25 protein-coding genes are annotated in these 26,608 nt (G+C 73.0%); 10 read left to right on the top strand and 15 right to left on the bottom strand.

The annotated features are described in order from the left end of the window. Positions 1 to 96 precede the first annotated feature (96 nt). The 3 genes from guaB to ACFYNX_RS16815 form a co-directional block, all read right to left on the bottom strand. The gene (gene guaB, locus ACFYNX_RS16825; protein ID WP_030209131.1) at positions 97 to 1,599 is read right to left on the bottom strand and encodes an IMP dehydrogenase; all 1,503 of its coding nucleotides are present in this window, start codon (positions 1,597 to 1,599) and stop codon (positions 97 to 99) included. 218 nt (positions 1,600 to 1,817) lie between these two features. Continuing rightward, complete coding sequence (locus ACFYNX_RS16820) at positions 1,818 to 2,420, bottom strand: sigma-70 family RNA polymerase sigma factor (protein ID WP_030209129.1); 603 nt, start codon at positions 2,418 to 2,420, stop codon at positions 1,818 to 1,820. A gap of 244 nt (positions 2,421 to 2,664) precedes the next feature. Beyond that, positions 2,665 to 3,276, bottom strand: coding sequence for a response regulator transcription factor (locus ACFYNX_RS16815; protein ID WP_003948568.1), 612 nt, complete (start codon positions 3,274 to 3,276; stop codon positions 2,665 to 2,667). Between the two features lie 433 nt (positions 3,277 to 3,709). Here ACFYNX_RS16815 and ACFYNX_RS16810 point away from each other — a divergent pair, with 433 nt between their 5' ends. Further along, complete coding sequence (locus tag ACFYNX_RS16810) at positions 3,710 to 4,045, top strand: WhiB family transcriptional regulator (RefSeq protein ID WP_125659938.1); 336 nt, start codon at positions 3,710 to 3,712, stop codon at positions 4,043 to 4,045. Positions 4,046 to 4,158: 113 nt separating this feature from the next. On the opposite strand, the gene ACFYNX_RS16805 is transcribed toward ACFYNX_RS16810, so the two are convergent. Beyond that, positions 4,159 to 5,052, bottom strand: a complete 894-nt coding sequence (locus ACFYNX_RS16805) for a LysR family transcriptional regulator (RefSeq protein ID WP_388662116.1) — start codon at positions 5,050 to 5,052, stop codon at positions 4,159 to 4,161. An 81-nt stretch (positions 5,053 to 5,133) separates the two neighbouring features. Between ACFYNX_RS16805 and ACFYNX_RS16800 the strand changes: the two genes are divergently transcribed. Further along, positions 5,134 to 5,874 (top strand): MOSC domain-containing protein, encoded by a 741-nt coding sequence (locus ACFYNX_RS16800; RefSeq protein ID WP_388662114.1) that lies wholly within the window; start codon positions 5,134 to 5,136, stop codon positions 5,872 to 5,874. A gap of 40 nt (positions 5,875 to 5,914) precedes the next feature. After that, positions 5,915 to 6,688, top strand: a complete 774-nt coding sequence (locus tag ACFYNX_RS16795; RefSeq protein ID WP_388662112.1) for an SDR family NAD(P)-dependent oxidoreductase — start codon at positions 5,915 to 5,917, stop codon at positions 6,686 to 6,688. A gap of 18 nt (positions 6,689 to 6,706) precedes the next feature. Here the strand turns inward: ACFYNX_RS16795 and ACFYNX_RS16790 are convergent, their stop codons facing one another. Continuing rightward, the gene (locus tag ACFYNX_RS16790; RefSeq protein ID WP_388662110.1) at positions 6,707 to 8,521 is read right to left on the bottom strand and encodes a DUF2264 domain-containing protein; all 1,815 of its coding nucleotides are present in this window, start codon (positions 8,519 to 8,521) and stop codon (positions 6,707 to 6,709) included. A gap of 241 nt (positions 8,522 to 8,762) precedes the next feature. Here ACFYNX_RS16790 and ACFYNX_RS16785 point away from each other — a divergent pair, with 241 nt between their 5' ends. The 5 genes from ACFYNX_RS16785 to ACFYNX_RS16765 all read left to right on the top strand — a co-directional run bounded on the left by ACFYNX_RS16785 (position 8,763) and on the right by ACFYNX_RS16765 (position 14,185). Further along, positions 8,763 to 9,881, top strand: coding sequence for a substrate-binding domain-containing protein (locus tag ACFYNX_RS16785; protein WP_388662108.1), 1,119 nt, complete (start codon positions 8,763 to 8,765; stop codon positions 9,879 to 9,881). 124 nt (positions 9,882 to 10,005) lie between these two features. Next, positions 10,006 to 11,322, top strand: coding sequence for an ABC transporter substrate-binding protein (locus tag ACFYNX_RS16780; protein WP_388662106.1), 1,317 nt, complete (start codon positions 10,006 to 10,008; stop codon positions 11,320 to 11,322). 5 nt (positions 11,323 to 11,327) lie between these two features. Then, complete coding sequence (locus tag ACFYNX_RS16775) at positions 11,328 to 12,227, top strand: sugar ABC transporter permease (protein WP_365542512.1); 900 nt, start codon at positions 11,328 to 11,330, stop codon at positions 12,225 to 12,227. Next, entirely contained in the window at positions 12,224 to 13,153 is a 930-nt protein-coding gene (locus ACFYNX_RS16770; RefSeq protein WP_388662103.1) for a carbohydrate ABC transporter permease, read from the top strand. Before ACFYNX_RS16775 ends, ACFYNX_RS16770 begins: the two co-directional genes overlap by 4 nt. An 18-nt stretch (positions 13,154 to 13,171) precedes the next feature. Then, positions 13,172 to 14,185, top strand: a complete 1,014-nt coding sequence (locus ACFYNX_RS16765; protein WP_388662101.1) for a hydroxyacid dehydrogenase — start codon at positions 13,172 to 13,174, stop codon at positions 14,183 to 14,185. A 15-nt stretch (positions 14,186 to 14,200) separates the two neighbouring features. Here the strand turns inward: ACFYNX_RS16765 and ACFYNX_RS16760 are convergent, their stop codons facing one another. Further along, positions 14,201 to 17,290 (bottom strand): hypothetical protein, encoded by a 3,090-nt coding sequence (locus ACFYNX_RS16760; RefSeq protein WP_388662100.1) that lies wholly within the window; start codon positions 17,288 to 17,290, stop codon positions 14,201 to 14,203. A 75-nt stretch (positions 17,291 to 17,365) separates the two neighbouring features. Between ACFYNX_RS16760 and ACFYNX_RS16755 the strand changes: the two genes are divergently transcribed. Then, positions 17,366 to 18,064 (top strand): ester cyclase, encoded by a 699-nt coding sequence (locus ACFYNX_RS16755; protein ID WP_365542519.1) that lies wholly within the window; start codon positions 17,366 to 17,368, stop codon positions 18,062 to 18,064. 66 nt (positions 18,065 to 18,130) lie between these two features. On the opposite strand, the gene groL is transcribed toward ACFYNX_RS16755, so the two are convergent. The 3 genes from groL to ACFYNX_RS16740 form a co-directional block, all read right to left on the bottom strand. Then, positions 18,131 to 19,759: a chaperonin GroEL gene (groL, locus tag ACFYNX_RS16750; RefSeq protein ID WP_365542521.1), complete on the bottom strand. Its 1,629-nt coding sequence runs from the start codon at positions 19,757 to 19,759 to the stop codon at positions 18,131 to 18,133. A gap of 107 nt (positions 19,760 to 19,866) precedes the next feature. Continuing rightward, a complete protein-coding gene (groES, locus tag ACFYNX_RS16745; protein WP_015035628.1) occupies positions 19,867 to 20,175 on the bottom strand; it encodes a co-chaperone GroES in 309 nt (102 codons plus the stop codon). A gap of 582 nt (positions 20,176 to 20,757) precedes the next feature. Beyond that, on the bottom strand, positions 20,758 to 21,714 hold the full coding sequence (locus tag ACFYNX_RS16740; protein WP_388662097.1) for a polysaccharide deacetylase family protein: 957 nt from the start codon (positions 21,712 to 21,714) through the stop codon (positions 20,758 to 20,760). 174 nt (positions 21,715 to 21,888) lie between these two features. Here ACFYNX_RS16740 and ACFYNX_RS16735 point away from each other — a divergent pair, with 174 nt between their 5' ends. Then, positions 21,889 to 23,085: an SAM-dependent methyltransferase gene (locus tag ACFYNX_RS16735; protein WP_388662095.1), complete on the top strand. Its 1,197-nt coding sequence runs from the start codon at positions 21,889 to 21,891 to the stop codon at positions 23,083 to 23,085. A 36-nt stretch (positions 23,086 to 23,121) separates the two neighbouring features. Here the strand turns inward: ACFYNX_RS16735 and ACFYNX_RS16730 are convergent, their stop codons facing one another. From ACFYNX_RS16730 to rimI, 6 genes are all read right to left on the bottom strand, one after another. Continuing rightward, positions 23,122 to 23,394 carry a hypothetical protein gene (locus ACFYNX_RS16730; RefSeq protein WP_125667782.1) on the bottom strand — a complete coding sequence of 91 codons (273 nt, stop codon included), beginning with the start codon at positions 23,392 to 23,394 and terminating at the stop codon, positions 23,122 to 23,124. Continuing rightward, positions 23,387 to 23,743, bottom strand: coding sequence for a hypothetical protein (locus ACFYNX_RS16725; RefSeq protein ID WP_125667787.1), 357 nt, complete (start codon positions 23,741 to 23,743; stop codon positions 23,387 to 23,389). The genes ACFYNX_RS16730 and ACFYNX_RS16725 overlap by 8 nt, the downstream gene beginning before the upstream one ends. Before the next feature lie 81 nt (positions 23,744 to 23,824). Further along, a complete protein-coding gene (locus ACFYNX_RS16720) occupies positions 23,825 to 24,682 on the bottom strand; it encodes a polysaccharide deacetylase family protein (RefSeq protein ID WP_388662093.1) in 858 nt (285 codons plus the stop codon). 78 nt (positions 24,683 to 24,760) lie between these two features. Continuing rightward, entirely contained in the window at positions 24,761 to 25,021 is a 261-nt protein-coding gene (locus ACFYNX_RS16715) for a hypothetical protein (RefSeq protein ID WP_388662091.1), read from the bottom strand. Further along, positions 25,018 to 26,127, bottom strand: coding sequence for a tRNA (adenosine(37)-N6)-threonylcarbamoyltransferase complex transferase subunit TsaD (gene tsaD, locus ACFYNX_RS16710; protein ID WP_388662089.1), 1,110 nt, complete (start codon positions 26,125 to 26,127; stop codon positions 25,018 to 25,020). Before tsaD ends, ACFYNX_RS16715 begins: the two co-directional genes overlap by 4 nt. Then, complete coding sequence (gene rimI / locus ACFYNX_RS16705) at positions 26,127 to 26,588, bottom strand: ribosomal protein S18-alanine N-acetyltransferase (RefSeq protein ID WP_125667786.1); 462 nt, start codon at positions 26,586 to 26,588, stop codon at positions 26,127 to 26,129. The genes tsaD and rimI overlap by 1 nt, the downstream gene beginning before the upstream one ends. Between the last annotated feature and the right edge of the window lie 20 nt (positions 26,589 to 26,608).

Raw genomic sequence — 26,608 nt, 5'->3', positions numbered from 1 at the left:
CCTTTCCCTCTACGTCTGCGCCTACCAGTATCCCCGACACGCGCGCGTGGGGCGGCTCCGGCCACATGCCGGAACCGCCCCACGCGTCGCGCTCCGTTACTTCCTGCTGTAGTTCGGCGCCTCGACCGTCATCTGGATGTCGTGCGGGTGGCTCTCCTTGAGGCCCGCCGCGGTGATCCGCACGAAGCGGCCCTTGGACTCCATCTCCGCGACGGTGGCCGCGCCCACGTAGCCCATGGTCTGGCGGAGGCCGCCGACGAGCTGGTGCAGGACGTTGGAGAGCGGGCCCCGGTAGGGCACCTGGCCCTCGACGCCCTCGGGGACGAGCTTGTCGTCGGAGGAGACCTCGGCCTGGAAGTAGCGGTCCTTGGAGTAGGACCGGCCCTGGCCGCGGGACTGCATGGCGCCGAGCGAGCCCATGCCGCGGTACGACTTGAACTGCTTGCCGTTGATGAAGAGCAGCTCGCCGGGCGACTCCTCGCAGCCCGCGAGGAGGCTGCCGAGCATCACGGTGTCGGCGCCGGCGGCCAGCGCCTTGCCGATGTCGCCGGAGTACTGGAGGCCGCCGTCGCCGATCAGCGGGACGCCGGCGGCGCGGGCCGCGAGGGAGGCCTCGTAGATGGCGGTGACCTGCGGGACGCCGATGCCGGCGACCACGCGGGTGGTGCAGATGGAGCCGGGGCCCACGCCGACCTTGATGCCGTCGACGCCGGCGTCGATCAGCGCCTGCGCGCCGTCGCGGGTGGCGACGTTGCCGCCGATCACGTCGACGTCGACGCTGGACTTGATCTTCGCCATCCAGCTCAGGGCGTTGCTGTTGTGGCCGTGCGAGGTGTCGACGACCAGGAAGTCGACGCCGGCGGCGGCGAGCGCCTGGGCGCGCTCCAGGGCCTCGGGGCTGGCGCCCACGGCGGCGCCGACGAGCAGGCGGCCCTCGGCGTCCTTGGCGGCGTTCGGGTACTTCTCCGCCTTGACGAAGTCCTTGACGGTGATGAGGCCCTTGAGGACGCCCTGGTCGTCGACGAGCGGCAGCTTCTCGATCTTGTGGCGGCGCAGCAGCTCCATGGCGTCGACGCCGGAGATGCCGACCTTGCCGGTGACCAGCGGCATCGGCGTCATGACCTCGCGGACCTGGCGGTCGCGGTCGGTCTCGAAGGCCATGTCGCGGTTGGTGACGATGCCGAGCAGCTTGCCGTCGGGGGTGGTGACGGGGACGCCGCTGATGCGGAACTTGGCGCAGAGCGCGTCCGCCTCGGCGAGGGTCGCCTCCGGGTGCACGGTGATCGGGTCGGTGACCATGCCGGACTCGGAGCGCTTGACCAGGTCGACCTGGTTGACCTGGTCCTCGACGGACAGGTTGCGGTGGAGCACGCCGACGCCGCCCAGGCGGGCCATCGCGATGGCCATGCGGGACTCGGTCACCTTGTCCATCGCCGCCGAGAGCAGCGGGATGTTGACGCGGACGTTGCGCGAGATGCGGGACGAGGTGTCGACCGCGTTCGGGAGGACCTCGGAGGCTCCCGGCAGCAGCAGCACGTCGTCGTAGGTCAGCCCGAGTGTCGCGAATTTGTCGGGCACTCCGTCGACGTTGGCAGTCATGACACCTTCCCAAATGGCCTTGATCGGTGCGGGATGTCCATGCTAACGGGCCCGAGCGGTGTCTCATTCCACGAGCAAGATCAGCGGGCGGCTTTGGACGTTCCCACGTGGACGAAAGGGACGACGGGAGCCGTCGGGACTTACCGCCCCGGCCGGGGCGGGCGGGGTCGGTCGAGGAACGCCGCTCGACGGGGACGGCGACCGCCGAACGCCTCGGGTTACTGCTCCGCCAGCGCGCGCAGCCGGCTGAGGGCGCGGTGCTGGGCGACCCGGACGGCGCCGGGGGACATGCCGAGCATCTGCCCGGTCTCCTCGGCGGTGAGCCCGACGGCGACCCGCAGGACGAGCAGCTCGCGCTGGTTCTCCGGGAGGTTGGCGAGCAGCTTCTTGGCCCACTCGGCGTCGTCGCTGAGCAGGGCCCGCTCCTCGGGGCCGAGGGAGTCGTCGGGCCGCTCGGGCATCTCGTCGGAGGGCACGGCCGTGGACCCGGGGTGCCGCATGGCGGCCCGCTGGAGGTCGGCGACCTTGTGCCCGGCGATGGCGAAGACGAAGGCCTCGAAGGGCCTGCCCGTGTCCTTGTAGCGCGGCAGCGCCATCAGGACGGCGACGCAGACCTCCTGCGCGAGGTCCTCGACGAAGTGGCGCGCGTCACCGGGCAGCCGGTTGAGGCGGGTGCGGCAGTACCGCAGGGCGAGCGGGTGGACGCGCGCGAGGAGGTCGTGCGTGGCCTGCGCGTCGCCGTCGACCGCGCGGTGGACGAGCGCACCGATCTCCCCCTGCCCGGCAGGCATGGGGGACCCCGCGGTCTCGTCGTCGCGCATCGCTCCATGGTGCCCCGGCGCTTCCGCGTCCGTGGCACCGCGTCCGTAGTTGTGCACCGAAGCGTTATGAGCAGGTGCGCCGGCACTCATCTCCCGCGCCCTCCCCTCCCGCTCGATCGACTCGTCCCCGAGGAACTCCACATCTCAAGGATGCGTCATCCGGCGGGGAAGTGACACAAGCCCACCCCGTCCGGCCCGCGAAGGACGCGGACGGGGACGGGGATGCGGCGGGTGGCCTGCGACGTCAGCGGACCAGGCCCCAGCGGAAGCCGAGCGCGACGGCGTGGGCGCGGTCCGAGGCGCCCAGCTTCTTGAAGAGGCGCCGGGCGTGGGTCTTGACCGTGTCCTCGGAGAGGAAGAGCTCGCGCCCGATCTCGGCGTTGGACCGGCCGTGGCTCATGCCTTCGAGGACCTGGATCTCGCGCGCGGTGAGGGTGGGCGCGGCGCCCATCTCGGCCGAGCGGAGGCGGCGCGGGGCGAGCCGCCAGGTCGGGTCGGCGAGCGCCTGGGTGACCGTGGCCCGCAGCTCGGCGCGCGAGGCGTCCTTGTGCAGATAGCCGCGTGCACCCGCGGCGACCGCGAGCGCGACGCCGTCGAGGTCCTCGGCGACCGTGAGCATGATGATCCGGGCGCCGGGGTCCGCCGAGAGCAGTCGGCGGACGGTTTCCACGCCGCCCAGGCCGGGCATGCGCACGTCCATCAGAATCAGGTCCGAGCGGTCCGCGCCCCAACGGCGGAGGACTTCCTCGCCGTTGGCCGCGGTGGTCACGCGCTCGACGCCGGGCACGGTCGCGACCGCACGGCGGAGCGCCTCTCGGGCAAGCGGGGAGTCGTCGCAGACGAGGACGGATGTCACGCCTGACCTCCGCGGCTCTCGTAGCTGTTGCGCGTCACCTTGAGCCTCCAGGGCTGTACGTATCGTCACCTGTGCGGTTGACGCTCTCGGACACCTGCCCGATCGCTTGTTCCTCCAACCGCTCCGCACTCTCAACGACGGTCACTCGAAAGAGTTACGGGTCGGACGGCAGGCTTCGGCACTCTACGTGAGGGGCCGTGCGCGGAGGAGAGCGACGCGGCCGTTCCGCCCCGAGATCAAAAGGTATGCCCCATTTAGCGGGATTTCTTCCCTTTTCGCGGTGTCTGTGGCTAGATTCGCAATGAGTCATATTTACATCTACTTAGACAGTAGGTGTAACGACCCGAGCTGTCGGGGACCGGAAGGAGCCCCGGCCGTCAGCCATCCACCCGCCCACCTATCCGTTCGACACGGTTTCAAGGGGACAAGCGCAATGGCAGATTTCTCCCGCCTTCCCGGACCCAACGCCGATCTGTGGGACTGGCAACTGCTCGCGGCCTGCCGCGGAGTCGACAGCTCCCTGTTCTTCCACCCCGAGGGAGAACGCGGCGCGGCACGGAGTGCGCGTGAGAACTCGGCGAAAGAGGTCTGCATGCGGTGCCCGGTGCGCGCGGAGTGCGCGGCACACGCACTCGCCGTGCGGGAGCCCTACGGCGTCTGGGGCGGCCTCACCGAGGACGAACGCGAAGAGCTCATGGGACGCGCCCGCAACCGTCTGATCACGACGGCCCCCACCACGGCACCGACGACCGCGCCGGCGTCCATGTGAAGGAACGTTTCTTCGAGTAGTCGGGGAACGGGCGAGAACCGAGAGACGAAGACCGAGAACCGAGAACGGCAACGCCCACCGCGCCCACGCGCGTGAGGGCACCGCACAGGTGCCTACGCGCGCGTGGCGGCGCGTGTCAGCTCGTCCAGCGTGGCGGCGACCGCCGGGACCTGTGCGAGGTCCGGCAGGGTCAGGGCCACGATCTCCCGCTCCACGGCGGGCTCCACGGCCACGGTCCGCGCCCCCCTGGGCCGTACGGACTCGATGGCGAGGGCCGGCAGGACGGCCACGCCCAGGCCCGCCCCCACCAGGCCCACCACGGCCGGGTAGTCGTCGGTGGCGAAGTCGATGCGGGGCGTGAAGCCCGCCTCCTCGCAGACGTCCACGAGCTGGCGGCGGCAGCGCGGGCAGCCCGCGATCCAGGACTCCTCCGCCAGCTCCCCGATGCCGACCGGGCCGGATCCGGCGAGCCGGTGCCCCTCGGGGACCAGGCCCACGAGCCGGTCGGCGAGCAGCGGCCGGACGACGAGGTCGTCCCACTCGGCCCGCCCCGCCCCGTACCGGAAGGCGAGGGCGATGTCGCAGTCCCCCTCGCGGAGCATCTCGATCGAGCGGGGCGGCTCGGCCTCGACGAGGGAGACCCGGGTGCCGGGGTGCGCGGCCCGCAGGGCAGCCAGGGCGGTGGGGACGAGGGTGGAGCTGCCGCTCGGGAAGGAGACCAGGCGGACCCGGCCCGCGCGCAGCCCGGCGATGGCGGCGACCTCCTCCTCGGCGGCGGTGAGCCCGGCGAGGATGCCGGAGGCGTGGCGCACCAGGACCTCGCCCGCCTGGGTGAGGCGCATCTCGCGGCCCGTGCGGATCAGCAGCGGCGTGCCGACGGAGGCTTCGAGCGCCTTCATCTGCTGGCTGACGGCGGGCTGGGTGCAGCCGAGCTCGCGCGCGGCGGCCGAGAAGGAGCCGGTGGCGGCGACGGCGCGCAGGACGCGGAGGTGGCGTGCCTCGATCATGTGCTCCAGCATAAGCGAGTCTTGGGAGAGGGTTCGAATATCGCTCGACGGCTTTGAGAGGGGCGCCCGTAAAGTGCCCGCATGACCTTGCTGAGTGTGAATGTGGGCCGTGCCAGGGCCGTGGACTACACCGACGCCCCCGTCGGACGTACGGCCATCGACAAGCGCCCCGTCGAGGGGGCCGTGCGGATCGAGGCGCCGGGGCCGCTCGGCGTCGGGAGGAGCGGACTCGCCGGGGACGACGTCTGCGACCTGCGCTTCCACGGCGGCGCCGACCGGGCCGCGTACGCCTTCGCCCGTGAGGACATGGACCTGTGGGAGCGGGATCTCGGCCGCGAGCTCGCCAACGGCTCCTTCGGCGAGAACCTCACCACCCGGGGCCTCGACGTCAACAACGCCCTGATCGGGGAGCGCTGGCGGATCGGCGACGAGGTGGTCCTGGAGGTGACCGGCGGCCGCATCCCGTGCCGTACGTTCGCGGGCTTCCTCGGCGAGAAGGGCTGGGTCAAGCGGTTCACGCGGTCGGAGGCGGGGCCGGGCGCGCTGCTGCGGGTGATCGTGCCGGGCGAGGTGCGGGCGGGCGACCCGATCGCCGTCGTACACCGGCCCGACCACGAGGTCACCGTCGCGCTGCTCCACCGGGCCGCGACCGTCGAGCGGTCCCTGCTGCCCGGCACGCTGGCCGCCGCCGCGTGGATGGAGTCGGGCCTGCTCGACCTCGCCCGCCAGTACACGGAGAAGTACGCGGAGGGACACCTGGAGGACGCGGAGGACGCGGAGGAGCACGCGGACGGGCACGTCGAGGAGTGCGCCGGGGCATAGGGCCGGTCCCCGGCTCCGGACGGGGCGTTAACGTGCCCGTATGACGACTGCACTGATTACGGGGGCCACCGCGGGCATCGGGGCCGCCTTCGCCCGGAGACTGGCGGCCGACGGCCACGACGTCGTGCTCGTGGCCCGGGACGTGACGCGGCTCCGCGAGCAGGCGACCGAGCTGCACGACCGGCACGGGGTGGAGGCCGAGGTGCTCGCGGCGGACCTCTCCGGGGAGGAGGGGATCGCCGCCGTCGAGGCGCGGCTCTCGGACCCGAGGCGGCCGGTGGACCTGCTGGTGAACAACGCCGGCTTCGGCAACAGGGGCCGGTTCCTGGAAGTCTCCATGGCCGACGAGCTGAAGATGCTCACGGTGCACTGCGAGGCCGTGCTGCGGCTGACCTCGGCCGCCGCCGCCTCGATGAGGGGGCGGCGCCGGGGCGGGGTGGTGAACGTCGCCTCGGTGGCCGCCTTCCTGCCCCGGGGCACGTACGGCGCCTCGAAGGCGTGGGTCGTGCAGTTCACCCAGGGCGCGGCGCGGGACCTGGCGGGCAGCGGGGTGCGCCTGATGGCGCTCTGCCCCGGGTTCGTGCGGACCGAGTTCCACGAGCGGGCCGGGATGGGGACGGACAACATCCCGGGCTGGATGTGGCTCGACGCGGACAAGCTGGTGGCGGCGGCGCTGTCCGACCTGGACCGGGGGAAGACCCTGTCGATCCCCGACCCCCGTTACAAGGCCCTGATGGGCGTGGTGAAGCTGGCGCCGCGCGGTCTGCTCGGCGGGGTCTCCTCCAGGGCGGGGCGCAAGTACGGCCCGGAGTGAGCCGTCCGGGCGGCCCGTTCACAGCAGGGCGTCGAGGTCCAGGTGCGCGGTGGTGCCGTCCCGCCAGGTCACGTGGAGGGCGTGGCCGTCGACCCGTACGCGCGCGAGGTCGGTGACGGGGGCCGGGTCGGGTGCGGCGGTGAGCGAGACGAGGGCGGCAAAGAGGGCGGCCGGGCCGCGCGTGGTGCCGTACAGGGCGAGGACGCGGCCGTCCGGCCCCTGAAGGGTCTCCCCCGCGGGAAGCGCGGTGGCCGGGTCCCGCGGCGGATGGCCGTGGACCGGGTGGAGCCGGGCGAGCGGCCCGTCGGGCGTGGTGGCCCAGCCGGTCTGCCGTACGGGTGTCCCCTCCGGAGCGCCGAGGACGAGGTGGGCGCGGAGTTCGGCGTCGCCGTGGGCGAGGGTCGCGGAGAGGATCCGGACGCCGGGGCGCGGGACGTGCAGGGAGGCGGCCCAGCCGGGGCCGGTGCCGGCGGGCACCGCGGGCCCCCGGGTGGTGGCCCGGCCCGCGGCGTCGAGCAGCGCGAAGTGGTTGTCGGCCGGGGCGGTCCCGGTGGTGGGTCCCGTACGGGTGGAGTAGGCCTGGCGGGCGTAGCCGGGGTCGTCCGCGCCGCCCGCGCGGCTGTGCACGTGGTTGCTGCCGTGGTTGTGGAGGCGTACGAGCCCGTCGGCGGCGGTGGTCTGAACGAGCAGCCCGGCGGGGGCGACGGCGCGGACGGTGTCGGCGCGTTCGGCGGGCAGGGGTTCCTCGGGGTCGGTCCAGGCCGGATGGTCGGCGGGCAGGAGGAGGCCGAGGAAGCCCTTGGACGCCCAGTAGGGGGAGCCCGGACCCGAGTACTCCTGGACGAGCGGCGGGTACGGGCCGTGCCAGCCGAGGGTGAGGAGCCCGCGCCCGTCGGCGGCGCCCCGGTCGAGGAAGTACCGCAGGCTTCCGGAGGCGAGGCGGCGGGTGGCGCCGGGGGCGAGCGGGGTGTGGCCGGTGAGGACGCCGAGCCAGGGGGCGGCGGCCGCGGCGAAGCGGTAGATCAGGGAGCGCCCGTACGGGACGGGGGCGCCGTTCGTGTCGAAGAGGTGGACGTGGTCGTCGAGGTGGGCGCGCAGCCGGGGGCCGTACCGGTCGAGGAGGGCGCGGTCGCCGGACAGGTGCGCGTGGAGCACGGGGTAGAAGTGCAGGGCCCAGGCGTTGTAGTGGTCGAAGGCGCGGTTGTCGCCGTCGCTGTACCAGCCGTCGCCGAGGTACCAGTCCTCGACGCGGGCGAGGGAGCGGTCGATCGTGGCGGCGGCGCGGTCGGTCTCGATCCCGGCGTCGCGGAGGAAGCCGGCGACGGTGAGGCCGAAGAGCCACCAGTTGTTGTCGACGGGGGACGGGCCGAGCGCGGGCAGCAGCCACTGCGCGACCCGCTCGCGGACGCGGTCGTCGAGCCGGTCCCAGAGCCAGGGGCGGGTGAGGCGCAGGCCGAGGGCGACCGAGGCCGACTCGACGACCGCCTGGCGGGTGCCGGCCATGAGGGGCCAGGACTCGGCGTCGTCCCGGCCCGGCTCCTCCGTCCCGGCGGCGAGGCCCGCGGCGTACCGGTCGAGGTGGCCGTGGGGGTCCGCGCCGCGGTCGCCCGCGACGCGGAGGGCGGCGAGGAGGAAGGTGCGGGCCCAGCCCTCCAGGCCGTCGGAGCGGGGCCCCGACCAACTGGGGCGGGGCCCGGGGAGGCCGATCAGGCCGTGCCGGGGCGAGGCGAAGGGCCGCACGCCGAGCAGGAGCCGGTCGGCCGCGGCCTCCCAGTGGGCCCGGGTCCAGCCGGTGTAGGGGCTGAGCGCGCGGTCTTCGGGGGGCGTGGGCATGAAGTACTCCCTGGGGCGGTTCCGGCGGCGCCCGGAGGGCCCGTGGCGGCTCCACGTCCGATGACGCGCGATGACGCCCGATGACGTCCGGTGACGTCCGGTGACGTCCGTGTCGCCGGACATCCTGGACAGGCTCCGATCGAACGTCAAGGGTTCGGGATCGAATGATCGAAACTCCCTCCGTTCGATCATTCTGAACTAGACTCGGGGAACCACCACCACCGCGAGGGGGAACCGCGCCGTGCGCGAGAGTGCTGCCGAACGACACGACCGACTGCTGGCCCTGGTGCGCGAGCGCGGCACCGCCCGCGTCTCCGAGCTGGCCGAACGGCTCGGCGTCTCCCCCGTCACCGCCCGCCGGGACGTCGAGGTCCTGGCCGGCCGGGGCCTGCTCGACCGGGTGCACGGCCAGGTGTCCTGGCCGGAGCGGCAGGGCGCGCCGGGGGCCGGGCGGCCCGGCGAGGGCCTGGTCCTCGGCCTGCTCGTGCCCTCCGCCACGTACTACTTCGCCGAGGTCATCCGGGGTGCGCACGAGGCGGCGGCCCGCGCCGGGGCCCGGCTCGTGCTGCGCGTCTCGGACTACCGCCCGGAGGAGGATCGGGCCCGCACCGAGGGACTGCTCGCGGCGGGCGCCGAGGGCGTCCTGGTCGCGCCCGGCTGGCGGGGCCCCGAGGACCGGCTCGCGTACGGGGACTGGCTGGCCGAACTGCCCGTGCCGGCCGTGCTCCTGGAGCGGCGCGCCGAGCCCGGCAGCCCGCTCGACGGCCTGGACCGGGTCGCCTCCGACCACGCCCACGGCGTCCTGCTCGCCCTGCGCCACCTGCTCTCCCTGGGCCACGCGACGCCGCTGCTCGTCGCCCGCCGGGACTCCCCGACCGCGCTCGCGGTGCGCGCCGGGTACGCCGAGGCGCTCGGCACGCTGGGCCTGGCGGAGCCGCGGCCGGTCGTCGACTCCGTACCGGCGGAGGCGGACCCGGAGGGGTTCGAGCGGGCGGTGCGGGCGCTGCACGACGCCGTCGGCTCCGGCCTGGCGAGCGCGGCCCTGGTCCACAACGACGTGGACGCCATCGAGATCGCGCGCCGCCTGGCCGAGCTGGGGGTCGGGGTGCCGCGGGACCTGGCCCTGATCGCGTACGACGACGAGGTCGCCGCGCTCGCCGACACCCCGCTGACGGCGGTCGCCCCGCCCAAGCGGCAGGTGGGGCGGCACGCCACGGAGCTGCTCGTGGAGCGGCTCACCGAAGGAACCGGGAACGGCTCCGGCGGGGCGGAGACGGAGGCGCAGGCGCGGCGCCATCTGAGCCTGCTGCCGTGGCTGCGGGTGCGGTCCTCGTGCGGAGCCCCGGCCTCCCGCCCGTAAGGGTCCGTGCTGATCGATCTGTTCTTTTTTCGATCAATCAATCTTTCGCTCTTGACTTCGGTCATGAACGGTCACAGGATCACGGCCACAACCTCCCAGCCGCCCCGCCCCCAGGAGCCGTGCCGTGACCCCCTTCCGGAGCAGAACGACCCGCGTCATAGCCGGCACCGCCACCGCCCTCGCCGTCCTCACGGCCTGCGGCGGCGGCGGTGACGACACCGCGAACAAGCCGAACGGCCCGGTGACCATCACCTTCTGGGGCTGGGCCAAGGGCACCAAGGACGTCGTGGACGCCTTCAACGCCTCCCACACCGACGTCAAGGTGACGTTCGAGGAGATCCCCTCCGGCACCGCCGGCGGCTACGCCAAGATCTCCAACGCCGTGAAGGCGGGCAACGCCCCCGACCTCGTCTCCATCGAGTACTCCTCGCTCCCCGAGTTCGTGAGCTCCGGCGCCCTCCAGGACATCGGCGGCGAGTTCACCGAGGCCGACCGCGCCGAGCTGCTCCCGCAGAGCGTCGAGCTCACCACCCTCGGCGGCAGGACCTGGGCCGTCCCCTTCGACGCCTCCCCGCAGGCCTTCTTCTACCGCAAGGACCTCTTCGAGAAGTACAAGGTGCAGGTGCCCGCCACCTGGGACGACTTCAAGAAGGCCGCCGAGCAGGTGAAGAAGGCCGACGCCAAGGCCCGCATCGCCACCTTCTTCCCGGACGACCCGACCACCTTCGAGGCCATGGCCTGGCAGGCCGGCGCCCAGTGGTTCAAGGCCGAGGACGACACCTGGAAGGTGAACACCACCGACCCGGCCACCACCAAGGTCACCGCCTACTGGCAGGGGCTCCTCGACGCCGGGCTCGTCCACAAGAACGCCTCGTTCTCCCCCGAGTGGGTCGGCTCCCTCAAGAACGGCACCACCCTCGGCTACCTCGGCGCCTCCTGGGGCGCGGGCGTCCTCAAGGGCACCCTGCCCGAGCAGAGCGGCAAGTGGGCCGTCGCCCCGGTCCCGAGCTGGGACGGCAAGCCCGCCAGCGGCATGCTCGGCGGCACCTCCTTCGCCGTGACCAAGGACAGCGAGAAGAAGGCCGCGGCCGTCGCCTTCGCCGAGTGGATGTCCACCACCGAGGAGGGCGTGAAGGCCCGCATCGCCTCCGGCACCTCCTCCGCCTTCCCCGCCGCCGCGGCCCTGCGCCCGGTCGCCAAGAAGGCCTTCGACGCCGGCTACTACGGCGGCCAGGACATCTACGCCCTCTTCGAGACCGCCGGCGCCTCCATCGACCCGAACTGGGCCTGGGGCCCCACCACCGGCACCACCAACACCACCATCAAGGACCGGTTCGGCGCGGTCGCCGCGGGCGGTCCGACGCTCGCCGACGCCGTGCAGGCCGGCCACGACGCCACCGTCGCCGAACTCACCAAGCGCGGCCTGAAGGTCGAGGGCTGATCCGCGTGAAGGCCCGCACCCGCGCCGCCACGATCCTGCTGACCCCCTTCTTCCTGCTGTTCACCGCGGTGATGGTGGTGCCGATCGGCTACGCGGTCTGGCTCAGCCTCTTCACCGAGAAGCAGTCCGGACTGGGCTTCGGCGGCACCGAGACCGTCTTCACCGGCCTCGACAACTACACGGCGGCGCTGGGTGACCGGGCCTTCCGCGAGGGCTTCGGCGTCCTGCTCGGCTACTGCCTGCTCTACATCCCGCTGCTGCTCGCCGGGGCCCTCGGCCTCGCCCTGCTGCTCGACTCGGCGCTCGCCCGCGCCCGCCGCCTCTTCCAGCTCGCGCTCTTCCTGCCGCACGCCGTCCCCGGCATCATCGCCGCCCTGATCTGGGTCTACCTCTACACGCCCCAGCTCAGCCCGGTCGTGAAGGCCATGGAGGCGGGAGGGGTCGGCTTCGACTTCTTCTCCCCCGGGGGCGCCCTGCCCTCCGTCGTGAACATCGCCCTGTGGGAGTGGCTCGGCTACAACATGGTGATCTTCTACGCGGCCCTCCAGGCCATCGACCGCTCCGTCCTCGAAGCGGCCACCGTCGACGGGGCGGGGGCCTGGCGGATCGCCTTCTCCATCAAGGTCCCGCTCGTCAGGGCCTCGCTCGCGATGGTCGGGCTCTTCACGGTCATCGGCTCGCTCCAGCTCTTCACCGAGCCGCTCATCCTCAGCAAGGGCACCGGCTCCGCCGTCACCTCCACCTGGACGCCGAACATGTACGCCTACACCGCGGCCTTCGACCGCAACGACTACGGGCTCGCCGCGGCGGCCTCCGTGCTCCTCGCCCTGACGGCCGCGCTGCTCTCCTTCGCGGTGACGCGCCTGACCGGCCGCCGGGCGGCGCGGAAGGAGCGCACCGCATGAGCGCCACCCGCACGAGTGCCGTCCGTACGAGTCCCGCCCGTACGAACGCCACCCGTACGAGCGCCACCCGCACGGGGAGATCCCGCCCCACCAGCAGATGGCTCTCACGAACGGCCGTCAACGGCGTCCTCGTCCTCGCCACCGTCTACATGCTCTTCCCGCTGGTCTGGCTGCTGACCGCCGCCACCAAGGACGCCGGCGGCCTGCTCGCCGGGAACGCGCTCTCCTTCGAGGGCTTCGACCTCGGCGGCAACCTCTCCCGGCTCGCCGCCCACAACGACGGCATCTACTTCCACTGGTACCTGAACAGCCTCCTCTACGCCGGGCTCGGCGCGCTCGCCTGCTCGCTCGTCAGCGTCGCCGCCGGATACGCCTTCCACGTCTACGACTTCCGGGGCAAGGAGAAGCTCTTCGGCCTCGTCCTGCTCGGCGTGCTCGTCCCCACCACCGCGCTCGCCCTGCCGATGTACCTCCTGGCCAGCGAGATCGGCCTCGTCAACACCTACTGGGCCGTCCTGGTCCCCGTCCTCGTCAACCCCTTCGGCGTCTACCTCTCCCGGGTCTTCTGCGCCGGCTACGTCCCCGACGAGGCCCTGGAGGCCGCCCGCATCGACGGGGCGGGCGAGCTGCGCGTCTTCTGGTCGATCGGCCTGCGCATGGTCATGCCCGGCTTCGTGACCGTCTTCCTCTTCCAGTTCACCGCCGTCTGGAACAACTTCTTCCTCCCCCTGGTGATGCTGTCCGACCAGAAGCTGTACCCGCTGAGCCTCGGCCTGTACGCGTGGAACAGCAACGCCCACGCCGAACCCGACTACTACCCCCTCGTCGTCACCGGCTCCCTGCTCGCCGTCGTCCCCCTCGTCATCGCCTTCGTCTCCCTCCAGCGCCACTGGAAGGCCGGTCTGACGGCCGGCAGCGTCAAGTGAGGAAGGCCGTCACCCACGATGCACCCCACCACTGACAACCGCCCCTCCCTCCTCCTCGCGATGGGCCCGGGGATCGCCGACCGCCTGCTCACCGAGGCCCACCGCACCCGCCTCGCGGCCCTGACCCGCACCGATCCGCACCTGGTCGCCCACGACCTGACGGCCCCGGACGCCCGGACGGCCGCCGCCCTGGCCGAGGCCGAGGTGCTCCTCACCTGCTGGGGCGCGACCCCGCTCACCGCCGAGGTCCTGGACCGGGCGCCCCGGCTGCGGGCCGTCGTCCACGCGGCCGGCTCGGTCAAGCACCACGTCACGGACGCCTGCTGGGAGCGGGGCCTGCGGGTCACGTCGGCCGCCGCCGCCAACGCGCTGCCGGTCGCCGAGTACACGCTCGCCGCGATCCTCTTCGCCGGGAAGGGCGTCCTGCGCTCGGCCCGGCGGTACGCCGGACTCCGCACCGGCCACGCCTGGCTGGAGGAGTCCACGGCCTGGGGCAACCACCGCCGCACGATCGGCATCGTCGGCGCCTCCCGCATCGGCCGGAGGGTCATCGACCTCCTGACCCCCTTCGACTTCGAGGTCCTGTTGTACGACCCGTACACCGAGGTCCCGGGCGTGGAGGCGGTGTCCCTGGACGAACTCTGCGCCCGCAGCACGGTCGTCTCGGTCCACGCGCCCCAACTCCCCTCCACCCACCACATGATCGGCGCGGCGCAACTGGCGGCGATGCCGGACGGAACGACCCTGATCAACACGTCCCGGGGCTCCCTGGTGGACGAGTCCGCCCTCCTCCCCCACCTCCAGAGGGGCCGCCTCCACGCGATCCTCGACGTCACGGACCCGGAACTCCCCCCGCCGGACTCCCCCCTGTGGACCCTCCCGAACGTCCTCCTCACCCCGCACGTGGCGGGCTCGCTCGGCAACGAACTGCACCGGATGGCGGACCAGGCGGTGGGGGAGGTGGAGCGGTACGTGCGGGGGGAGGCGTTCGTGGAGGAGGTGCGGGCGGCGGACCTGACGCGGTCGGCCTAGCCGCCGGGCGTCCGCTCAGACCTCCAGCGCTCGGCGCAGACGGTCGGCCTCGGCCAGGACCAGGGGCAGGGTGTCGGGCTCGTACCGCAGGACGGCAGGCAGCGCCTCGTGCCAGGGCCCGGTGTAGAGGGCGAGGGCGGTGAGCTCGCGGGCCCAGACGGGGTCGGAGTGGGTGAAGGCGAAGCGGACGAAGTACCGGGCGCGGGCGAGACCGACCCCCGCGAGCCCGTCGACGAAGTCCTTGGCGCGGACCCTTCCACCGGCTCGGTGCAACATCCCGGCGAAGGCGTTCCGCCAGGTGTCGTATCCGGCGGCGACGCCACGGGAGCACGCGAGGTCGACGGCGCTGTCGGGCAGGCCGGCGGCAATGATCGCCTCCGCCACGCGGGCCACGGAGGGGTCCTCCCACCGGTGTTCCGCGTGCACGGCCGCCCCACCGGGCGACGCGGCCGTTTCCGCCGGCCCACGCGCGGGCTCGGACGTGCCCGTCCACGGTTGTGTCCGCTCGCGGGCGAGCACTTCGCGCATCCCCCGCCGGACATCGTCGTGGTCGACCACCGGCCGGTAGAGGACGCCAGCCGGCAACAGAAGTGAAAGCGGTTCCGGCTCCATGTACGCCCTCAGGCCTCTGGTGAGGGCGCTCGCCCGTTCGTGGTGTCCCGACAGGGCCAGGTCCTCGGCGAGGGAGGTCAGGACGGCGGCGGTCTCCTCGGGCCGGGGCACACGGCTCGCCGCCTCGACGCGCCCGAGGAGCGCGGCGGCCCGTTCGTGGTGCCCGGCACCGGTCAGGGCCCGTACGAGGTGGAGCCGCATGTCGAGACCGAGCGGATCGAGCGGATCGGTCTCGCCCGACACCAGCGCCTCGGCGTCCTCGACGCGCCCCGCGCGGACCAGGGCACCGACCACGGGGCGGACCGCGGGCGGGCGGCTGTGCGGGCCGGTCAGCCCGGCCAGTACGCGCTCGGCCCGCTCGACGGCGCCGTCCCGTGCCAGGGCTTCGACCAGTGCGATGAGAGCCTGGTCCCTGAAGCCGTAGCCGCTGCGGTCGGCCAGCTCCTCGACCCGGTCGAACTCGCCCTTCGCCAGCAGCCCACGGCACAGGGCGAGTTGCATGCCGTGGTCGCCCGAAGCCCTGTCGCGCTCGACGGCCAGGGCCTCGGCCTGTTCGACGGCTCCGACCGCGACAAGGGCCTCGATCAGCTCGGCGACGAGTCCGTCGCCGAAGCGCACCCCTTCGCGCTCGACCCCGTCCATTCCTTCGCCGATCAGCGCGTCCGCCTCGCCCCCGTGTGACGCGGCGGCGACCCTCACCAGGCAGAGCGCCCGTCCCACCCCGGTCTCGGACCGGGCCAGGGTGAGCGCCTCGCTCTTCCGTCCGACCCCGGCGAGGGCCGCGCAGACGACCGCGCGCCCCTTCGCCCTCGTCTCCTGGTCCCGCTCGGCACTCAGTACGTTCAGCGCACGCGGGACATCGCCCGCACGGCACCAGAACGCCACGAGGTCGAGCAGGGGAAGAGGCCCCGAGCCTCCCGCGAACTCTTCCGCGCGGTCCGCCGCTCCCACCGCGAGCCAAGCCTTCCCGAGAGCCAGCGGCGCGTGGAACGGCTCGCCATCGGACCGCGCCGCCGTGCGGGCCGCTCCGCCGGCCTCGTCGAGCAGGGTGAAGGCCCGCCCCCCGCCGCCACGCTCGTACAGGAACAGGGCGACGTCGCACAGCGCCCGGGCCCTGTTACCCGGTTCGAGCCCTCGTGCCAGCGCCAGCGCCCGGTCCACCTCCCCCAGCTCGGCCCAGGCCACGGGCAGCCCGGCCGGCACCTGCCCGTTGCGGTCCCGCAGCGCGGCCCGGCGCAGGGCGAGCTTCAGCAGCGTCACGATCAGGCCGGGGCGGTCGCCCCTCTCCAGCAGTTCCTCGCCCGCCGCCGTGATCTCCTCGAGCGCCGCCCCGTCGCCGCCCGTCGCCGCGAGCAACCGGTCGTGCCGTACGGCATCGAGGGCGCACTCGGCCATCGCGTCCAGGTCACCGGCCGCCCGCAGCATCGGGAACCAGCCGTGCAGCAGGTAGCCGGGAGTGCCGTCCGGCCACCCCCGGGCGCGCCATTCCCCCGCCCAGTCGCACAGCTCCGCCCGCCACCGACCCAGCTCCCGCGCGCCCAGCATCTCCCTTGCCTGGACCACCAGTTCCTCGTGCGCCAGCAGATACGCCTCGCCCCGCAGCGCGAACGTCCGTCCCGGTCCCGTCCGCAGGACGTCCCTCACCCGGTACGGGACCTCGCCCGTCAGTTCCGCCAGGTCGTCCGCCGTCAGGCCGCCGCCCGCCGCCGTGAGCAGGCCCAGGAGCTCGTACGGGAGGCCGCCGCCCGTCAGGAAGTGCTTCAGCTCCCGTTCCGCCTCCGCGCGGATCGCGCGGGCCTTCGGGGAGGAGGACAGGAGGCGGACGATCGACGGGTCCCCGAGCGGGTGGTCCTCGGGGACGTCCGCCGGGAGGGGCGGATTGAGGCGGCCGGAGACGACGACCGGCAGGTCGAGCGTGCCGTACGGGAGGAGGGCCGCGATCGAGTGGGCGTCCGGGCCCGTCGTCACCCCCCGGTCCTCGTCCAGGCCGTCCACGAGGAGGACCAGGCGCTCGCCGCGCGCCGCGCAGGCCCCGGCGGCGGAGGCGTACAGGCGCAGGAGGTGGGCCTCGCGGGTGGCGGCGGTGAGCAGGGCCGGGAGGCCCTCGCCCGCCAGCTCCGCGAGCTGCTCCAGGACCACGTCCACGTACGCGACCACGTCGTTCTGCGCGCCGAGCCGGGCCGTGACGAAGAAGGGGACGATCCGCACGCCCGGGGGCGGGTCGAGCGCGAGCCACGCCATCAGCGCCGTCTTGCCCGCCCACGCGTCCGCCCGCCACCACCGGTACCCGGTCCCCGTGCGGCAGAACTCCGCCAGTTCCGCCAACTCCTCCTCGCGGCCGACGAGTTCCGGCGGGGCGATCCGGCGGACCTGTTCCCGGTACGCCGAGCGGACCGCCGTCCCCGTCCCCGCCCCCGTGCCGAATCCGACCGTGTTGCCGTCGCCGATGACGACGACGCCCGCCTCGTTGTCGACGCCGATCCCCCGCTCCATGGGCTCCATCGTGCCAGGGCGCCCCGCACTCCCCGAACCTAGAATGGAAACGTCCCTGCCGCCCCGGGAGGCGTCATGACCTTCGTGCAGATCATCGACTGCAGGACGAGCCGCTTCGACGAGATGAACCGGCTCATGGACCAGTGGGCCGAGCAGACCGAGGGGAAGCGGACGGCCACCCACAGCGTCCTCGGGAAGGACCGGTCCGACGGGTCCCACTTCGTGGAGATCGTCGAGTTCCCCTCGTACGACGTGGCGATGCGGAACTCCCACCTCCCCGAGACCGACCGGCTCTTCCACGAGATGGTGGCGCTCTGTGACGGGATGCCGACCTTCACGGACCTGGACGTCGTGCGGGACGAGCAGATGTGCAAGGCCGCCGCGCGCCGGTTCCTGGAGCTGATCGGCACGCCGGGGGAGCTTCCGCCGCTGGACGAGGTGATCGCCGAGGGGTGCCACAGCCACGACCCCTCCGACGTGCAGGACTCGATCGGCATGGACGCGGTCCGCCGCGGGATCGGGATGTGGCGCCGGGGGTTCGACTTCGCCTTCACCGTCGAGGACCAGATCGCCGAGGGCGACCGCGTCTGCACCCGCTGGACCTGCGACGCCACCCACACCGGCGACTTCATGGGCCTCCAGCCCACCGGCATCGACGTCCGGATCACCGGCACGCTGATCCAGCGCTTCCGGGAGGACGGCAAGGTCGTCGAGGACTGGTGGCAGTACGACATGCTCGGGCTGATGGAGCGGCTCGGCGCGGTGGAGGAGTGACGGGAGACGCCGAGGCCCGGTGCCCCCGCGACGGGGGCACCGGGCCTCGGCGTTCGGCTACGGACCTCAGTGGGAGTGGCCGTGACCGTGGCCGTGGCCGTGGTCCGCCGGCTCCTCTTCCTTCTTCTCCACCACGAGGGTCTCGGTGGTGAGGAGGAGGGAGGCGATCGAGGCGGCGTTCTCCAGGGCGGAGCGCGTCACCTTCACCGGGTCGATGACGCCGGCCTTGACCAGGTCGCCGTACTCGCCGGTCGCGGCGTTGAAGCCCTGGCCCTTGTCGAGCTCCGCCACCTTGGAGGTGATGACGTAGCCCTCCAGGCCGGCGTTCTCGGCGATCCAGCGCAGCGGCTCGACGGCGGCGCGGCGGACGACCGCGACACCCGTGGCCTCGTCGCCGGTCTTGCCGAGGTTGTCCTCCAGGACCTTGACGGCGTGGACGAGCGCGGAGCCGCCACCGGAGACGATGCCCTCCTCGACCGCGGCGCGGGTCGCGGAGATGGCGTCCTCCAGACGGTGCTTCTTCTCCTTCAGCTCCACCTCGGTGGCGGCGCCGACCTTGATCACGCACACGCCGCCGGCCAGCTTCGCGAGGCGCTCCTGGAGCTTCTCGCGGTCCCAGTCGGAGTCGGTGGACTCGATCTCGGCCTTGATCTGGTTGACGCGGCCCTGCACCTCGGACGAGTCGCCGCCACCGTCGACGATGGTGGTGTCGTCCTTGGTGATGGTGACGCGGCGGGCGGTGCCGAGCACGTCCAGGCCGGCCTGGTCGAGCTTGAGGCCGACCTCCTCGGCGATGACGGTGGCACCGGTGAGGGTGGCGATGTCGCCGAGCATGGCCTTGCGGCGGTCGCCGAAGCCGGGGGCCTTGACGGCCACCGCGTTGAAGGTGCCGCGGATCTTGTTCACGACCAGGGTCGACAGGGCCTCGCCCTCGACGTCCTCGGCGATGATCAGGAGCGGCTTGCCGGCGCCGGCCTGGATGACCTTCTCCAGGATGGGCAGCAGGTCCTGGATCGAGGAGATCTTGCCCTGGTTGATCAGGATGTACGGGTCGTCGAGGACGGCCTCCATGCGCTCCTGGTCGGTCACCATGTACGGGGACAGGTAGCCCTTGTCGAAGGCCATGCCCTCGGTGAAGTCGAGCTCCAGGCCGAAGGTGTTGGACTCCTCGACGGTGATGACGCCGTCCTTGCCGACCTTGTCCATCGCCTCGGCGATGAGCTCGCCGACCTGCTGGTCCTGCGCGGAGAGCGCGGCGACGGCGGCGATGTCCGACTTGTCGTCGATCGGGCGCGCGGTGGCGAGGAGCTCCTCGGAGACGGCCTTGACGGCGGCGTCGATGCCCTTCTTCAGGGCGGCCGGGGAGGCGCCGGCGGCGACGTTGCGCAGACCCTCGCGGACCAGGGCCTGGGCGAGCACGGTGGCGGTGGTGGTGCCGTCACCCGCGATGTCGTTGGTCTTGGTCGCCACCTCCTTCACGAGCTGGGCGCCGAGGTTCTCGTACGGGTCCTCGATCTCGACCTCGCGGGCGATCGTGACACCGTCGTTGGTGATGGTGGGGGCGCCGAACTTCTTGTCGATGACGACGTTGCGGCCCTTGGGGCCGATCGTCACCTTCACCGTGTCGGCAAGCTTGTTGACGCCGCGCTCAAGGGCGCGACGGGCGTCCTCGTCGAACTTCAGGATCTTCGCCATGGGAGCGGTTCAGCCCTCTCGGAATCTGCTGGTGGAACGAACGGCGCCCCGGGGCGCCCGGGAAGGGGCCTCGGGGCGCAGCTCAAAGCCTTCTGGCCTGGGGTGACTTACTTCTCGACGATCGCGAGCACGTCGCGGGCCGAGAGGACGAGGTACTCCTCGCCGTTGTACTTCACCTCGGTGCCGCCGTACTTGCTGTAGAGCACGACATCGCCGGTCTTGACGTCGAGCGGCAGGCGCTCGCCGTTCTCGAAGCGACCCGGGCCGACGGCCAGGACGACGCCCTCCTGGGGCTTCTCCTTGGCGGTGTCCGGGATGACCAGGCCAGAGGCGGTGGTCTGCTCGGCGTCGAGCGGCTGGACCACGATGCGGTCCTCGAGCGGCTTGATGGCAACCTTGGAGCTGGTGGTCGTCACGATCCGACCTCCCCCTTCGGAGATCACGGGGTTGACTGTCTGAGGTGGCGAACCAGGTGGATCCGTCGTCGCGGGTGCCGGACCTGCCCGTCGCTGTGTTGGCACTCTCCGGTGGGGAGTGCCAGAGCCGAGACTATGGCCGCGATTAGCACTCGGTCAAGCGGAGTGCCAATTCATCGCTCCGTGGCGTGACCGGGGGCGCGGTCGTGCGGGGTTCCGGGGCCTTCCGGCAGCGCCTCCCCTCCCGGTCCGCGGTCCGCACGCCCGCCCGTTCGAACGGCTTTCCCTCCACCGTGACTCGTCCGACCCGCTCCCGCTCCTCCGTGGCCCGTCCGGCCCGCTCCCACTCCCCCGCGGCCCGTCCAACCCGCCTCCGCTCCCCCGTGGCCCGTCCGGCCCGCTCCCGCTCCCCCGGCGGCGCCGACGCCCGGGGCCCCACTCCCTCCGCCGCCCTCCGGCCGAGCCGTTCGATCGAGTCCACCGGGCCGGCCGGGGAAGCGCAGGCGGTGAGGGCCGGGAGGGCGAGCAGCGCCCCGGTCACGGCCAGGGCGGCGACGGCCCGGCGCCCGCGCCTCCCGGGTCTCACACGTAGTCCTCGAGCTTCGCGACCGCGTACCCCTTGGCCGTGATCACGTTCATCACGCGGCGGACCATGTCGGCCATGCTGCCCTTCCAGTCCTCCTCGCCCCGGAAGTGGGTGAGGACGATGTCGCCGGGGTGCAGGTCCCGGTCCCACTCGCGCCACTCCATGTGGTCGGGGAAGGCCTCGGCGGCCCACAGCGGGACGGCCTTGACGCCGCAGGACTTGGCCACGCGCAGGGTGTCGTCGTTGTAGTTGCCGTACGGCGGGCGGAAGAGTTCGGGCCGCTTGCCGTACTTCTTCTCGATGACGTCCTGCATGCCGCAGATCTCGCGCTTCTGCTGGTCGTACGAGAGTCCGGGCAGGTAGCGGTGGTGGAGGGTGTGGTTGTGGAGGGCGACCCCGCCCTTCCGCGACTTCTGCATCCGGGCGAAGTAGGCGTAGTCGTCGCTGACGACGTAGTCGCTGAGGAAGGCGCTGTAGGGGACGTCCAGCTCGTTCATCATCCGCAGCAGCTCGGGGTCCTTCTCCGAGCCGTCGTCGATCGTCAGGAAGACGATCTTCTCCTTGGTGGGCACGGTGGTGAAGACGGGCGGCATGCCCTCGCTCTTCGTCTCGAAGCCCTTGCGGGTGGTGATCCTCGGCTTGACGGCGGGCGGGGCGGGCGCTTCGAGCGGGGGCTTGGCGAGGCCCCACCTCTTGGCGGCGAGCGCGCGGGCGGCCTTCCGGAGGCGGAGCCTCTCGGCCTTCTGCGCCTGCGACTCGGGCGCGGCGGCGGCACCCCGCTTCGGGGCGGCCTGCTTCGGGCCCTGCTGCGGGGCCTGCTGGCCGGAGACGGGGGAGGGCGGTGCGGAGCGGTCCGGGCCGGCGCCGGAGCAGGCCGTGGCGGCGGAGGCGAGGGCGGCGACGACGAGCGCCGCTCCGAGCGTCCGGTGGGAGCGGCGCGCGCCTTTTCTCATCTTCTGTTCCTTTTGTCGTACGAGCTGCATGGCGCCGCATCCTGTCAGCGCGGCGGCTCCTTCCGGCCGCGACACCGCCGTACCCGGCCCACCGTCCCCCGGCCGGCCCACAGCTCCCCGGAGCCCGGAACCGACCGGCCCCCACAGCTCTCCGGAGCCGGAACAGGGCCCAGAATGGGACGGGTGACCGACCTCGCCTCCTTCGCCGCCCTGCTCGCCCCCGAGGGACAGACGCTCCTCGCCGCCCTGCGCGACTACGACCCCGCCCGGGAGCTGGCGGTCGCGTCCCGACTGCGCCGCGACCACCCCGCCGAGCTGGTCACGGCGGCGCTCGGCCAGGCGCGGCTGCGGCAGCGGGCGGTGGCGAAGTTCGGCGCGGAGGACGCGTACCGGATGTACTTCACGCCCCACGGCGTCGAGCAGTCGACCCGGGCCTCGGTCGGCGCGTACCGGGCCGGCCGGATGAAGGCGCTGGGCGTCCGGAGCGTGGCGGACCTGTGCTCGGGGATCGGCGGCGACGCGATCGCCCTGGCCCGCGCCGGGATCTCCGTCCTCGCCGTCGACCGCGACCCGCTCACCGCCGAGGCGGTCCGCGCCAACGCCGGGGCGCTCGGCCTGTCGGACCTGATCGAGGTCCGGTGCGCGGACGTGACGGAGATCGACACGAGCCTGTACGACGCGGTCTTCGTCGACCCCGCCCGGCGCGGCGGCCGGGGCAGGATCTTCGACCCCGAGGCGTACTCCCCGCCGCTCTCCTGGGCGGTCGAGGCGGCCCGGAAGGCCCCGCACGCGGCCCTGAAGGTGGCGCCGGGCATCCCGCACGAGGCCGTCCCGGCGGAGGCCGGGGCGGAGTGGATCTCGGACGGCGGGGACGTGAAGGAGGCCGTGCTGTGGTTCGGTACGGAGCCGGGCGCGCGCCGGGCCACGCTGCTGCCCTCCGGGGCGACCCTCGCCGGGCGCGGGCTGCCCGACCCGGCGGTCCGGCCGGTGGGCCGCTACCTGTACGAGCCGGACGGCGCGGTCATCCGCGCGCACCTGGTGGCCGAGGTGGCCGAGGAGCTGGACGGCGGTCTGGTCGACGAGACGATCGCGTACGTGACGTCGGACGCCCTGGTCCCGACCCCGTACGCCGCCGCGTACGAGATCACCGACGAACTCCCCTTCAACCTGAAGAAGTTGAAGGCGCTGCTGCGGGAGCGGGAGGTCGGCACCCTGACCGTGAAGAAGCGGGGCTCGGCGGTCGAGCCGGAGGAGATCCGCCGCAAGGTGAGGCCGAAGGGCCCGAACGCGGCGACGGTGCTGCTCACTCGGGTCGCGGGCGCCCCGACGATGCTGATCGGGCGACCCGTCCGGCCGGGTGGGGGCGGGTGAGCCCGCCTCCCCACGAGGGCTCCGCCCCGGCGCGGCTCAGAGGCTGTCGAACGGAGGGATGATCCGTACGACCACGATCAGCCGGGCCCTCGGCGCCGCGAGGAAGTAGAACCACCCGCCGGCCGCGTCCATGCGCCGCAGCCCTCCCGGCTTCGGCCCTTCGCCGAGATCGCCGACGTCCACGCCCATCCCGGCGAGGTCCACCAACTGGGACGTCAGGCGTTCGACCTCCGCGACCACCGGTGCGGGAACGCCTCCGGCGACGTGTGCGGCGTCGGGGTCGTACTCCCAGCGCCAGCGCTCACTCACCGCCGGTCCTCGACAGCGCGTCCCGGGCGTCGTCGAGCAGGCGGCCCAGCCGGGCCGCGGCATCCCTCACCTGGTCCGCGTCGCCGGTCCCGACGACGGCTTCGAGCTCCCGGAACCGTGCCGCCAACCGGGGCTGGCGCTGGATGTGGACGTACACGGCCCAGTGCGCGGTGAAGCGGCGCAGCGGCGCGAGGTCCGATCCGAGGCGGGCCTGGTCCGCCGCCTGGTCCAGCTCGCGGGTGAAGGCGGGCAGGGCCGCCGGAGCGATCTGCGCCACCGCCTGCCGCAGGGCCGTGACGGTCGACGGAGGCTGCGGGATCAGCGGCTGGTCGGGGACGGCGGCGGTCATGTGTTCTCCCGTGCCTGGAGGGTGAACCGTACGGCAAGCCTAGCGAGCGGAAACCCGAAGCCGTCACCTGATCCGGTGACGTCAGACGTAGTCCTCCAACCGCGCCACCGTGAAGCCCTGTTCCTGGATGCGGCGGAGCATCGTGGCCGTCATCTCGGTCATCGTGCGGCCCTTGAGTTCGGACGGGCCGCGGAAGTGGGCCAGGACGATGTCGCCGGGGTGGAGCTTCCGGTCGCCGCGCTGGTACTGCATGTTCTTGATCTGCATGGACTCGCGCCACAGCACGATCGCGTCCACCCCGCAGGTCCCGGCCGCCGCGCGCGTGGCCTCGTTCCAGTTGCCGTAGGGCGGGCGGAAGAGGCGCGGGGCCGTGCCGTACCGCCGCTTCAGCTTCTCCTGCTGGCCGCAGATCTCCCGGCGCTGGGCCTCCGGGGAGAGGGTGCGCAGGTCGGGGTGGGTGAGGGTGTGGTTGGCGACGCCGTGGCCCTGGGCGACGAGCGGCGAGAAGTAGCCGTAGTCGGCGCGGATGGCGGCGTCGGTGAGGAACATCGTGAAGGGGACCCTGAGCTCCTTCATCATCGTGACGAACTCGGGGTCCTTCTCCGCCCCGTCGTCGATCGTGACGAAGACGATCTTCTCCCGGGTGGGGATCTCGCTGATGACCGGCACCGGCTCCCCCGGCCCGCGGACCACCGGCTTCACCGTCGGCGGCGCGGGCGGGGCCGCGAAGGGCTTCAGGCCCCACTTCCGGTACGCGGCGGCCGACGCCGGGGCGCCCGGCGCCCCGCTCCCGGCGGCGGACCCGGAGGGGGACGGGGCCGGCGCGGACGACGTCGGCGGGGCGGGCGCGGGGGCGGCGGCGGGGCGCTCCGCCGTGCAGCCGGTCACCAGGAGGGCCGCGGCGGTCAGCGCCGCCCGGAGCGCGATCGTCTTCTTCACGCGCCGGGAGATGCCCGTACGGCCCGAAAGGTTGCCCGAAGGGCGTACGTGTGACCGACGAGACTCCCGGTCGTGCGGCTACTCGACCGCCTCGAACCGCCAGCGGTGGACCGGCCGGGTGATCAGCTCCGCGTCCGGCTCCGGCAGCTCCGGCAGCTCCGCGTCGAAGGTCTTCGCCTCCCACCAGGTGAGGACGAGGACCCGGTCCTGGGGCGCGCGGAAGACCTCCCGGCGCTCCGGCTCGTACGCGAGGACCCGGGCCCGCTCCCGGGCCCACTCCAGGAGCTCGGGGCCCCGCCCCTGCGCGGCCCGCGCCTCCCACATGAGGGTGAGCCTCACGAGTACAGGTTCTCCTTGCTGACCTCGTGCACGTGGTCGTGGTCGTGCGTGTGCGCGTGGGCGCCCGGCACGTGCGGGTCCGTCACCGGCAGCGAGGAGTCCGCCGACAGCTCCAGGTCGGAGGCGGCCCGGCCCCGGGAGACCATCTCGGAGCCGAGGGCCGCGACCATCGCGCCGTTGTCCGTGCACAGGCCGGGCCGGGGCACCCGCAGCCGGATCCCGGCCCGCTCGCAGCGCTCCTGGGCGAGGGCCCGCAGGCGCGAGTTCGCGGCCACGCCGCCGCCGATCATCAGGTGGTCGACGCCCTCGTCCTTGCAGGCCCGGACGGCCTTGCGGGTGAGCACGTCCACGACCGCCTCCTGGAAGGACGCGGCCACGTCCCGCACCGGCACCTCCTCGCCGGCCGCCTTCTTCGCCTCGATCCAGCGGGCCACGGCGGTCTTGAGGCCGGAGAAGGAGAAGTCGTACGCCGGGTCCTTGGCGCCGCTCAGGCCGCGCGGGAAGGCGATGGCCTTCGGGTCGCCCTCCCTGGCGAGCCGGTCGATGACCGGGCCGCCGGGGAAGCCGAGGTCGAGCACGCGGGCGATCTTGTCGAAGGCCTCGCCGGCCGCGTCGTCGATGGTGGCGCCCATCGGGCGCACGTCGGAGGTGATGTCGGTGGAGAGCAGCAGCGAGGAGTGCCCGCCGGAGACGAGCAGGGCCATCGTCGGCTCGGGCAGCCTGCCGTGCTCCAGTTGGTCGACGCAGATGTGCGAGGCCAGGTGGTTGACGCCGTAGAGCGGTTTGCCGAGGGCGTAGGCGTACGCCTTGGCCGCCGAGACGCCGACGAGCAGCGCGCCCGCCAGGCCGGGACCGGCGGTGACGGCGATGCCGTCGAGGTCCTTCGCGGAGATCCCGGCGGTCTTCAGGGCGCGCTCGATCGTCGGGACCATCGCCTCCAGGTGCGCGCGGGAGGCGATCTCGGGCACGACGCCGCCGAAGCGGGCGTGGGTGTCGACGCTGGAGGCGATCGCGTCCGCGAGGAGGGTGGTCCCGTGGACGATGCCGACGCCGGTCTCGTCGCAGGAGGTCTCGATGCCGAGCACCAGGGGTTCGTCAGCAGCCATCAGATATCGGTTCCGGTTCCTTGGACGGTCAGTCGCATCACGAGCGCGTCGACGTTTCCGGGCTGGTAGTAGCCGCGCCGGAAACCGATGGGCTCGAAGCCGAAGCGCTCGTAGAGCTTCTGGGCCCGGGTGTTGTCCACGCGCACTTCGAGCAGGACCTCGTCGCACTCGAAGGCGGTGGCGTGCTGGAGCAGGTCGGTGAGGAGGCGGGCGCCGAGCCCGGTCCCCCACTGGTCGCGGGCGACGGCGATGGTCTGCACGTCGCCGAGGCCGCCGGCGGCGGCGAGCCCGGCGTAGCCGACGAGCCGGCCGCCGGGGTCCTCGGCGACGACGTACCGGCGGGTGGCGCCCGGCCCCCGGGAGTGCGCGAGCTCGGACCAGAACATCCCGGCCGACCAGGCGTCCTCGGGGAACAGCTCGTCCTCGAGGGCGAGCACCGGTGCGATGTCCCACCAGCGCATCTCGCGCAGTTCCACGCCGC

Source organism: Streptomyces sp. NPDC007872 (assembly GCF_042868165.1).
Taxonomy (GTDB): Bacteria; Actinomycetota; Actinomycetes; order Streptomycetales; family Streptomycetaceae; genus Streptomyces.
Note: the sequence above shows the minus strand (reverse complement) of the source record. Positions and strands in the feature narration are given on the sequence as shown.